The 2922-nt window shown below is 38.2% G+C and carries 2 protein-coding genes; both read left to right on the top strand.

Features of this window, described 5'->3' with window-relative positions:
- Nucleotides 1-237 precede the first annotated feature (237 nt).
- Entirely contained in the window at nucleotides 238-456 is a 219-nt protein-coding gene (locus tag AC1DPQ_RS23300; protein ID WP_029276033.1) for a DUF6965 family protein, read from the top strand.
- Between the two features lie 553 nt (nucleotides 457-1009).
- Nucleotides 1010-2922, top strand: a 1913-nt coding sequence (gene pta, locus AC1DPQ_RS23295; RefSeq protein ID WP_477611024.1) for a phosphate acetyltransferase, incomplete at its 3' end; no start/stop codon positions are given.

Below are 2922 nucleotides of genomic sequence, written 5' to 3'. Positions count from 1 at the left end.
ATCTGAACGGAGGATATCACTTTTCATTTCACTATTGTTCATTCTCTTTCAATGTGATTAAATCACTAAAACAATTAATTAGGGAAAACAAATTTAAACTAAAATTTTTAGTAAAAAAATAGACTTAAGATATAAACGGACAATATTTAAAAATCATTATGACTGAGCATTAGGCATATACCACCTGTTAAAAAAAATTATTTCAATCTGCTCAAAATAGAATGATAACTTTGTAGTATGACCATCCAAGAAATACAACAGCTAGAAGATTTTTTTACCCAGGCAGGAAAGCAAGAGGTTCCAATTTATCTTAATCAGGCTACCGTAATTACCGATTATGCCCATTTTCTGGAAAGTCATTTTATGCCTTTAAAGCTTAATCCTGATGCAAAAGTGAACCTACCACTAATACATAGGCTAAAAATGTTAAAGTTATTGATTGAATCAAATGCATAAAAACGATTCAATTTAGCTGTTACAGCGCCATCATTGGTAAGAAGGGACCAATTTGAATCGCAACACAAGTAATCGAAACACTTACTATCTGTTAAACTGGTCTTTCGACAGGCTATCATTGACAGAATCCAATAGAAAGCTCGTCATTGCGAGGAACGAAGATAACCGAACGAAGCGAGCTCATGAATGCCTTTAAAAACAACTGCAAAAATGAATAATCTTAAAGCGCAGGTAAGTAACGATCGTTGTAAGATTGCTTCGTCGGCTGAAAAAGCCTTCTCAGCAATGACGATGCCTCGCAGCTTATTATTGCACAAAAAAATCTCTGTCATCTATATTGACTTTTATACAATAAATTACCCCTCAGGATGACAAATCTATATTTGTCATACGTCCAATTCATGCCTTTCCTATTCATGTTTATGGTTGTTGGAATAGTTGACTCCGGTTTTCTAATCAGGCAATTAAAAACTTAACCTCTTTTAGTTTTTAAAATAGATATTTCCAACTATATTGGCCGTGATTGGTTATTCCTATACATTGACCCTTATTTATGACTAAAAATATATTCATTGCTTCGGCCGAACCCTATACCGGAAAATCAGTAATTGCTTTCGGAATGATCAATATGTTATTGGCTAAAACGCAAAAAGTAGGTTACTTTAAACCCATTATTGCGCAAGACGATCAGAATAAAAAAGATGAACATGTAGAAGCCATGTTGGATTATTTCTCACTCCCTGTTAAATATGAGGATGCTTTTGCCTTTACCCGGCAAGAAATGCTGCATCAAGCAGAAGATAGTGGAGCAATTATCAATACCATTATCAGTAAATATAAAAAACTGGAAGATAATTACGATTTCACGGTAATTGAAGGCAGCGATTTTTTAGGCGAAGGTATGGCATTTGAGTTCGAATCGAATGCTTTAATGGCCAAAAACTTAGGTGCACCAGTTTTAATAGTGGTATCGGGAAAGAATAAAACAGCAAGTCAGCTTTTTAAATCTGCCATCAACATTTACCGTAACTTCCTGTTGCGCGATGTGCAGGTATTAGGCGTAGTGGCCAATATGGTGAATCCAGAGGAGGCGGACCGTATTAAACAAGCTTTAACCAATCAATTGCCTGCCGAATTACTTATCGCCGTTATTCCTACCGAAACAGGCCYACAAAGTCCAACAATGAAAGAAATTACATTGGCACTGGGTGGTGAGGTGCTTTTTGGATCTGAACTATTGGATAACCAGGTTGATAATTTTGTGACCGGTGCCATGATGCTGCCCAATTTTTTAAGGCACATAAAAGATAACCTGCTTATTGTTACTCCCGGCGATCGTGGCGATATCATTATAGGCGCACTTCAGGCCAACTTATCAGCCAATTACCCAAAAATTGCAGGCATTGTTTTAACCGCAGGCAGTTTACCGGATGAGCCCATTATTAAATTGATTGAAGGTTTACAAACCATTATTCCAATAATAGCGGTTAAAAAGGGAACTTTCGAAACCACTACAACCATTGGCAGTATCCACTCCAAAATTACAATCGAAAACAAGAAGAAAATTGCAGTGGCAATAGAGCTTTTCGAAAAATATGTCGACATTAAAGCGCTTGATGATAAAATTATCACTTTTAGCTATCAGGGAATTACTCCGCACATGTTTCAATACCAACTGGTTAAATGGGCCAAACGCGATAAAAAACATATTGTTTTACCAGAAGGAAATGACGAACGCATTTTAAAAGCAGTGGAGAAACTCATTACCCAGGATATTGTAGACATCACGCTCTTGGGCGACCCAACCGAAATTACCAACACGATTAAAAGACTTGGATTAAATCTGGATCCCAATGCTATAAAAATACATAATCCTGGCCAATCGGCTCATTATAACGATTATGTAGATACCTTGCACGAACTACGTAAAGCCAAGAATGTAAACCTCGAAATGGCCAGGGATATGATGACCGATGTTTCTTATTTCGGAACCATGATGGTTTACAAGGGTGATGCTGATGGGATGGTTTCGGGTGCGGTTCATACCACTCAGCACACCATCAGGCCTGCTTTACAGTTTGTTAAAACCAAGCCAGGCGTATCGGTGGTTTCATCCATTTTCTTTATGTGCCTGCCAGAAAGGGTGGCCATATTTGGAGATTGTGCGGTTAACCCCAATCCTACTGCCCAACAGCTGGCAGAAATAGCAATTTCTTCAGCAGAAAGCAGCGCCAAATTTGGCATTGAACCCCGGATAGCGATGTTATCTTATTCTTCTGGTACATCAGGCGAAGGTGAAGATGTAGAACGCGTAAGAGAAGCCACTGCCATAGTTAAAGCAAGGCATCCGGAATTGAAAATTGAAGGTCCGATACAATATGATGCTGCTGTAGATCCACTTGTAGGCAAACAAAAATTACCAGGCTCTGAGGTAGCAGGTAGAGCAAGTGTATTAATCTTCCCTGA

Source organism: Pedobacter sp. 01T416_2 (genome assembly GCF_056398925.1).
This window is presented reverse-complemented; position numbering and strand designations above follow the sequence as displayed.